Origin of the sequence: Prevotellamassilia timonensis, assembly GCF_021531665.1 — a bacterium.
Lineage (GTDB): Bacteria > Bacteroidota > Bacteroidia > Bacteroidales > Bacteroidaceae > Alloprevotella.
Genome location: NZ_JADYUH010000083.1, coordinates 1 through 7,854 on the forward strand (window position 1 = coordinate 1; position 7,854 = coordinate 7,854).

Here is a 7,854-nt window from a genome sequence, read left to right on the forward strand (position 1 = left end):
ACGATTTCAAAGAACTCCTATTTTATGGCGTCTCGGACGCTGCGTGATTAGCCAATTTTCAACGAACTATTGACTATATTATATATGTAACTTGAATTTCATATATTATGACGGAGAACGAAAGCGAACGGATGTTTTCGCTGTATTGATAACCATACAGCCCCACACGGAGTTTCTCGGGCATTATTTTGTGGTATTTGAAAAGATGCCCCATTTTTTGAACTTTTTCCTTTTTGTTTCTATATTGTAGTAGACAAGTTATTAGACACAAGTATACGAGATGGTTTGACTCGAGCGCTTGCTTGCACGCTGCATAGCCTTAAAACCTTATAACCTCTTCTTATAACCTCAAAACTATGTTCGTAAAATCCGACCTTTATATCCGTGGCGCTGAATCGCAACGCACAGCCATTGTGAAGATGGTAATGACGATTGCTGAGCGCATAGGCGCTGAGACTACAGATGAAAGCGCCTTGAATATTCCCATTGGCATGGTGATGAATGTGCTTGCGGGCGACGCCCTGCACTTAGGACTGCTCGTTGGCCTTAATACCGAGGATTCTGAATGTGTCGTCATGCGTGTAGAGTTACCCAATGCCACAGCGCTAATGACGCTCTACGACGCACTGCTTGAATGCTTTAACGAAGTAGAAATAGAGGTGGATGAGGATGTGGAGGACGTGCCTTGGCCATTTTGAAAAACGAACTATAGTTCAGAAGTGGTTAGGTACGAGAGACTGTGAAACTGATGAGCGTGAACGAATAAACAAGAAGGTTTGACTTGACAGATTGCATCCTGTAAAGAGGAACCTCCAATTTTAAATAACCACCTATATGAAAATACTATACATCTATGGTTATGGTGGTAGTGCCACAGGTTCTACCGTTACCATGTTGAAGCGTTTGATGCCCAAGGGATATTCTGTGGAGGCGTTTACCTATACGCAGGCAGATTGTGCTAAGGCGCGTGAAGAGATTTTGGCATACATTCGTGAGCACGATATTGACCTCGTTATGGGCAGTTCGTTGGGCGGTTTTATTACTCAAACTCTGAAGGGGTTGCCCCGCATACTGATAAATCCCTGCTGGTTGCCGAGCGAGGTGCTTCCTGCTATCGGTGCTCCCGCAGAACTTGTGGCGACCTATGCACCTTTTGAAAAGTGGGCGGAAGAACATGCTGCCGAAGACAAATCTTTAGTACATGCCTTTTTTGCTGATGCCGATGAACTGCTTGGCGATAAATACGTAAGCGCGTTTATGTGCCACTATCCCAAATCCCACTGCCACCGCATCCACTCCAGACATCATCTTTCGGAGGAAGGAGCGAGGGCTATTATAGAATATCTTTGCAATAATTAGTTATGAACGAACTCCACGAACTGGAGCGCTTCTGCGAGGAGCGCGGATTTCTTTTCCATGCCCACGGTAGCGGAAAGTGGGGGAGTGAGCGTTACTGGACCTTTTATAAGGTGGAGCACAATGCAGACACCCGTTTCTCGATTGAATACTTCCCCATCCGGCATCGCATAAAGATTCGCACGGGAGCGAATCGCTACGAGGGGCGGGTGGAGTCTCTGGTTCACCTCAAGGAACTGTTGGCAGTCATGCGCATAAATGTAGATGAGATTGTGACGCACAAGGGTTAGAGCGCGGATGTGAATAGTGTTTGGGAAAAGCCCGCCTATATGACAAGTGTAATGTAAATAAAATGCTAACTTTGGTGCGTTAACTTCTAAAAATGGAATGTATAGCCCACACAAAGGATGTGAAGTAATGAAAGGACAGAACATCCTGGAGTATCTGCAAAAAGATGCTTCAGCTTTATTAGAGGAGAAGGGTTAGACTCTTTGCTATCCCAATGATATAACTTATGGGCAATCCTTGCATCAAATTCTTTCCAGTTTTGCAGACCTTGGAAAGAATTTGATGATTTATGAATGCTTTGACTTATGCAAACCTTCTGAAAACGGACGATATCCACCCCCCAAACGGGGATATCCGTTCACTTTTCATACACCGTGTTTCATGGTTTCATCATAGGGGGGTAATTGGTATTTTCGTTTGATAATTGTAAGCATACTGATTATCGATGCTTTACAAAATCACCGTCTTCTTTGAATCCCCCCCTGACTGAAATAGTTTACGCAGAATTGCAGGAAAGAAGTGCATTCGTCAATTCATCTGCCAAGTTATTATCCGTGACTTTAATCACATTTTCTTCTTCGGAAGTATAGCCAAGCGCATTGATTGCTCCATACCATACTATAGACTTGTCTATAATAGTAGTGCATAGCGACAAGGTTGGGATAATCTTTACGGATAATCCTTTTCTTTGCAGGTATTCTGCTTGTTCGTTGGCAGCTTGGGTGAGGATGAGTATCTCAATTCCTTGACTTGACAAATCCATTAAATGTTCCACAAGGCTATTTCGCTCTGCGTTATACAATTTGGGAGAGGATAGCACAATGGAGTGCTTGGCTGTTCCGAGGTCTGTTTTGTATGGCTGGAAGTATGTCTTGCCATTGAATATCTGTCCTTCGTTTATGGAGAGCTCTATGTCATTAACATCGTCAAATAGTGTCGGTGATCCTTTGATAATGGTCTTATAACCTATTGATGCATAGCCTTTCAGCCGTTTTCTGTACATACTGTCGCAAACTGGTTCGTGGATGTCTATATAGTCATAGATGCGCACATCTTTCTTCCCTTCATTCTCTCGATGCAGTCGTCCCGCATACTGAGCGACGAGCCCCTTCCATGAGATTGGCAATGCAAGAAATAGCGTGTCCAAACGAGGATAGTCAAAGCCTTCTCCAACATATTTGCCTGTAGCCACTATTACTAAAGGCTCCGATGGCGAGATTGTCTGTAATTGCTGCAGGGCTTCGCGTTTATCTTTTGTTGAGCCAGAACCTGTCAAGGTAATCACGTTTTGGATGGTAGTCTTTAGTTTCTCTGCCAATAAGGTCACGTGCGAAGTTCTGTTTGTAAGGATGATTGGTGTGCGTCCGGAGTCAACTGCTTGACAAATATCTTTCACGATGAGGTCATTTCGCACAGGATCTTCAGAAAGCGATTGGTACATCGCGGTAATGGTCTGCCTGTCTTCTGTAATTGACCGATATGATGTGAACCTTGGAATAAGATACCTGTCAAAGGACTGCTTGGCTATCTGACTCTTTGCGTCTGCAGAGAAACGTATTGGACCACATTGCATGAAAATAATAGGCTGTTGTCCGTCCTTACGAATTGGTGTTGCTGTCAAGCCATACACCGTGTGAGCCTTTATGTTCTTCAATACATGCTCAAATGTAATAGACGATACATGATGACATTCGTCAACGATGACCATTCCATAGTCCTGGACAAATGGTTTGACTCCATTTTCATCCAAACAAGATTGGATGAGAGCGATATCAATAACACCATGCAGGGAATTACACGTAGAATCAAGGCAACCTATCGGGGAGAATACTTTCTTGCGACCACGTTTCTTTGGTTCTTCCGGTTTCTTAAAGTCGATGTCAAGAAACTCCGTAAGACGTTCGTGCCATTGTGTAAGCAAGGCCTTGGAGTGAACAAGAATGAGAGTGTTTACTTTCTTGCGTGCAATAATTGCAGCAGCCGTAACGGTTTTTCCAAAAGCTGTAGTTGCATGTAAAACACCATTGCTATATGTAAGCAATGCGTTGATGGCATCTGTTTGTTCTTCTCGTTCCTTCCCTGTAAATGTTACTGTTATCTTTTTCCCGTGACTTGTTTCGTCTGTAATAGTATACTTTACATTGTTGTCGTTTAAGAATGATAGGATAGCATCTTCACATCCACGAGGCATAGCAAGGTATTCGTCAGTAATGTCGAAACACGAGATGATACGTGGAACAGAATATGTTGAGAGCCTAAGTGCCTGTTTACTGTAGAACTCCGGATTCTTGAATGCTGCTATGCGCTTCAGGTGATTCAAGACCTTTGCAGAAATAGATTTTAGTGGCATGTAAATCTTATCTGCCTTGACTATCTCCATGGTGGCATAGAAATCTGCTTTCGTAACGTCTTGTGGTGTAGGAGTTACCCATGGTTTGCGCTCGCTTGATGTAGATAGAGCACCAAATTCCTCATTGACATGCAAGCTCAGTAGTTTATCTACATCATCCTCCCTTAATTTCTTAATATTATAAAGAAAGGTCCATTGGTCTTTGTATGCAAGAAAATCATCATCAACAAACACCGTATTCAAGTTCTTACGAGCCTGTCCTTGAAGAGGGAGTGCGACAAGATTGCCAAATCCCCCTTCTGGCATACGGTCTTGATTAGGAAAGAAGCGGTCGTATGAATGGAATGACATTCGTCCATCACGATTCATCGCCTCTGTAAGTATTGCATTTCCCAATCGCCTTGCCTTGAATGCGGGGAGTGGTTCTTCAAAGAATATCCAGACATGGGCACCGTTACCAGAGCGGGAACGTTCAATTGCGTATGGAATCTGCCAATCTCTACATACACCCACAAAAGCAAGAACATCATCCTTGTAGCCATGCTTACAGCTCTTGTCATCAAAGTCCGTACATAGAAACGAACAATTATTGTCAGGCATGATGGCATAAAGCCCGACCACGTCACAGCAGTTTTCATCCTTTCCTTCCAAATGACGATAGACATCCTGTGATGTCAATGGTGCGAAGTCACGGTTGGGGCATTCGGCGCACTTAAACTTCTTCTTATCACATACTCCTCGTCTCCATTCGTTGACACATACAGGCTGATAACCTGCCTTCCCTGTTGACTTGCTGAACCATCTTCGGGCAAACACATCTTTTCTACCTTTGAATAAAGACATGAATAGAGCGACTCGTTCGTCAAGCGAAAGTTTGATCACCGGGAGAGAAATAGGCGAATATATGGAGTCAATTACATTTGTAGACCTTGGCTTGTATTCAATTATATTTGTAGGCTTTGGCTTGTACTCAATTATATTTGTAGGCCTTGGCTTGTACTCAATGCCATGAGCACAAAGAAGAGATCTCAACTCCGCATTCTCCTTTCGAAGAATCTCGTTTTGTGCAACAAGTAGGTTGTATTTCTTTCGCAGCTCATCCATATAGAAGAATTGGTGTTGACGATGGCTAAGTTCACGGAATTCTCACGTAAATGCGTGTGAATTATTTGGGGGATACGTGAGAGACTTTTTGGTGTAAGTACTTGACACCCAATATTTAATGCACTAAAGGATCCCGTATTTTAAACCCTATACATCAAGAGCCTTGGTAAGTTCCTCAATGTACTTGAGTTTGGTGACATCCTCCCACGGAGCATCTTTATCGATTCTCACTTTCTTGTATTTTGAGAGCATTCTGAAGATTTGCTTGTAGGAGTATTTCTTGTTGAGTTCCTTCTTTACGATTTCATTCTTTACCCTCGTTGTGATAATGACGGAAAGGAAGTTGATGAGCTCTGTAGCATACACTCTGTAGTCTGAATGTACATTGACAGTGTCGCGGTCAATTATATTCTTGTAGAGATTGAATAACGTCTCAATCTGCCATCTTTGGGAGTATGCCAGATAAACGGTCAGCGGATCAAGGTTCTTCTTCGACTTGAATACAATCAGCCCAAAAAGCGACTTCTTCCCGATGTACTTCTCGCTGTCAAAGGTCTCCTTTTTCTGTGCCTGCTGCACGTAAGCGACTTCCTGCTCGTATGCCATCTTCGGGTCGCAAAATGCATACAGGTACTTGCCGTTGGACATTCTCACTTTCTTGTATAATATGGTGGCATCCGTATATCTCTTTAGGTGTTCAGTAGGATTGTCCATGCCATAGTTCTTGATGAAGGCTGAGTTCTGCTTCAAAGGAATGAGATATGAAAGTCCTTCCATCTTGTCAATCCTCTCAAACAAATCTTCATTATAGAAACCCTTGTCAAAAATCATCATCCCGTTAACTATCTTGTTTTCAACAATGAAATTGTTTATCGATGTTTGGTCAAGCATGTTCCCGGGATAAGGTTTTGCTGCAATTGGTTCTTTCGTCTCAGGATTGAAGGCGTAGAGCAGACTTAGGTCTTTTGAGCTTCAGCCAGACTTGTTCGTTACCATCACCAGCTACGATGACATGGTTCAGTCTAAAGGGTACAGCTATGCACACGAACATTTTGAGAACTGCAAGCCAAAAGAAAAGCTAGGGAAGTGAATCTTCTCTGGCCATATACTTCCCATTTGTCCAACGGATTTCGAATTTCTCGAATTCCATTGGACAAATGGACTTCGTTGCTTATAAGTGACAGTCATTCTGCTATTCTTGTTCTTCTTCAGAAAATAATGGACTTTTTTCCATCGCATGGATGACTTCAAGTTTGGTTTCTTCGTCAAGTTCTTCTTTGTTAACTACTGAATGGACGATTTTTGTAAGTAACTCTTTGTCGATATTACCTGCTGCTACATGCCAAATATACGCTTCCATATATGGTAGAAAATGGAATCCTGCCCATCCTCTTTTATTCTTGATGAGGAAATGAGCACCAATTACCAGTGAAATGCGCTTATTGCCATCCGCAAAATAATGACCTGTGCAGAAAGCAAACACCATGTACGTCAATTTATCTTCTAAGGTTGGGTAGTATAAATCGTTTTGTACGAAATCAAGAACTTTCTCAATCTCTGCTTGCTCTCGTATGCCAGACATTCCACCGCCACTTTGCTCAATAGTTTCCAGGTAATATCCAAGAACATCTTCAAAACTAAGATAAATGAAATCCTCCACTGCCTTTATTTTTTAAGACGTTCCAGAACATGTTTGTTTTCATCGTTATCCAGAAGTTTTTCTAAATCTACGGAATCTGAGCCGATGAAACGCTCGAATTCTTCAGGAGAAACTGCTCGCAAATATCCAGCAATACCATCATGATAGACATCACGAAGCCCAAGGTCCAACGAGGCCATCTTCTGACGAGCGTCATACAGGAAGGGTGACATGGCAGGGCTTTCTGCCTGTTCATTGATCAGTGTCTGAACCTCTTGTATGCTTATTTTTCTATGCAGTCTGAAAGAGAGGTCACGAATGGCACTTCCTACTCCATTCTCAAAAGAACTGATAACACGAAGAACCTCTGCATACATTGTTGCTTTGGCATTATCCTTGGGTTCTAGTTTTAGTAATTCCTTATATTGTTTAGCATTTTCATGGAAAACTGCCTTATAAATCATATCCGTAATAGAAGCATATTTATAAGTTGGATGCCCATCCACATAATCATTAATCGGTGCAGTTAAATTTTTTCTGTAATTTTCTTCCTGAATTGCTGCAGGAAGGAAATCCCTATCGCGCCAGTTGATATATTTTGTTCCGCCACCAGCTTTCTCATTGATAGTAGAAATAACAATATCCAAAATAAGACTACGAACACGTTTGGCTTTTTCACTTTCAGCGAGTAGCATACCGATATTCAAAAACGCACGAAAGTCGAAAAGACCCAACTGAGTGATTTTGCTCACGAAATTATTTTCGTGAGCAAATTGTAACTTAAAGTTTTTCAGTTGCTTACCCTTACATAAAAAGTAACCATTGTGCTTCAACTCATCCTCATGTGAAGATAGATAATTGTCAATGGTTCGTGAATCCACCTCATAGAAATCTGCCACCATTTGTTTGGTAAGATAATACTTTCCTTCAAAATGATATGCTTCAATATCCAAAGCATTTTGGATACGAGGTATTGCCAAATTATTATTCAGAACATTCTGGCGCTCTATAGCTGAAGTTGTTAAATCTTTTGCCATATATTTACAATACTTCGTTAATTTTCAGTTTATAGATTCAATTATAACATGTTACGTCATATATACAGCACCTCTGACAG

Annotated in this window: 7 protein-coding genes; 3 read left to right on the forward strand and 4 right to left on the reverse strand. The window is 41.9% G+C overall.

Annotation, left to right across the window (positions count from 1 at the left end; all coding sequences use genetic code 11):
* The first annotated feature begins 356 nt into the window (after positions 1 to 356).
* The 3 genes from I6E40_RS10175 to I6E40_RS10185 all read left to right on the forward strand — a co-directional run bounded on the left by I6E40_RS10175 (position 357) and on the right by I6E40_RS10185 (position 1,646).
* Complete coding sequence (locus tag I6E40_RS10175; protein ID WP_235387026.1) at positions 357 to 698, forward strand: hypothetical protein; 342 nt, start codon at positions 357 to 359, stop codon at positions 696 to 698.
* A 136-nt stretch (positions 699 to 834) separates the two neighbouring features.
* A complete protein-coding gene (locus tag I6E40_RS10180) occupies positions 835 to 1,359 on the forward strand; it encodes a YqiA/YcfP family alpha/beta fold hydrolase (protein ID WP_235387029.1) in 525 nt (174 codons plus the stop codon).
* A 2-nt stretch (positions 1,360 to 1,361) separates the two neighbouring features.
* Positions 1,362 to 1,646, forward strand: coding sequence for a hypothetical protein (locus tag I6E40_RS10185; RefSeq protein ID WP_235387032.1), 285 nt, complete (start codon positions 1,362 to 1,364; stop codon positions 1,644 to 1,646).
* Positions 1,647 to 2,140: 494 nt separating this feature from the next.
* Here I6E40_RS10185 and I6E40_RS10190 read toward each other — a convergent pair whose 3' ends face one another.
* The 4 genes from I6E40_RS10190 to I6E40_RS10205 all read right to left on the reverse strand — a co-directional run bounded on the left by I6E40_RS10190 (position 2,141) and on the right by I6E40_RS10205 (position 7,774).
* Positions 2,141 to 5,098, reverse strand: a complete 2,958-nt coding sequence (locus I6E40_RS10190; protein WP_235387033.1) for a TOTE conflict system archaeo-eukaryotic primase domain-containing protein — start codon at positions 5,096 to 5,098, stop codon at positions 2,141 to 2,143.
* A 147-nt stretch (positions 5,099 to 5,245) separates the two neighbouring features.
* A complete protein-coding gene (locus tag I6E40_RS10195; protein WP_262910887.1) occupies positions 5,246 to 6,052 on the reverse strand; it encodes a transposase in 807 nt (268 codons plus the stop codon).
* A gap of 238 nt (positions 6,053 to 6,290) precedes the next feature.
* Positions 6,291 to 6,758: a Fic family protein gene (locus tag I6E40_RS10200; protein ID WP_235387042.1), complete on the reverse strand. Its 468-nt coding sequence runs from the start codon at positions 6,756 to 6,758 to the stop codon at positions 6,291 to 6,293.
* Positions 6,759 to 6,763: 5 nt separating this feature from the next.
* Positions 6,764 to 7,774, reverse strand: a complete 1,011-nt coding sequence (locus I6E40_RS10205) for a DNA-binding protein (protein ID WP_235387044.1) — start codon at positions 7,772 to 7,774, stop codon at positions 6,764 to 6,766.
* Positions 7,775 to 7,854 lie beyond the last annotated feature (80 nt).

What these genes read in the sequence shown, in the direction of transcription:
- I6E40_RS10205 (WP_235387044.1), bottom strand. Translation starts at nt 7,774, where the DNA reads ATGGCAAAAGATTTAACAACTTCAGCTATAGAGCGCCAGAATGTTCTG.
- I6E40_RS10180 (WP_235387029.1), top strand. Translation starts at nt 835, where the DNA reads ATGAAAATACTATACATCTATGGTTATGGTGGTAGTGCCACAGGTTCT.
- I6E40_RS10190 (WP_235387033.1), bottom strand. Translation starts at nt 5,098, where the DNA reads ATGGATGAGCTGCGAAAGAAATACAACCTACTTGTTGCACAAAACGAG.
- I6E40_RS10185 (WP_235387032.1), top strand. Translation starts at nt 1,362, where the DNA reads ATGAACGAACTCCACGAACTGGAGCGCTTCTGCGAGGAGCGCGGATTT.
- I6E40_RS10175 (WP_235387026.1), top strand. Translation starts at nt 357, where the DNA reads ATGTTCGTAAAATCCGACCTTTATATCCGTGGCGCTGAATCGCAACGC.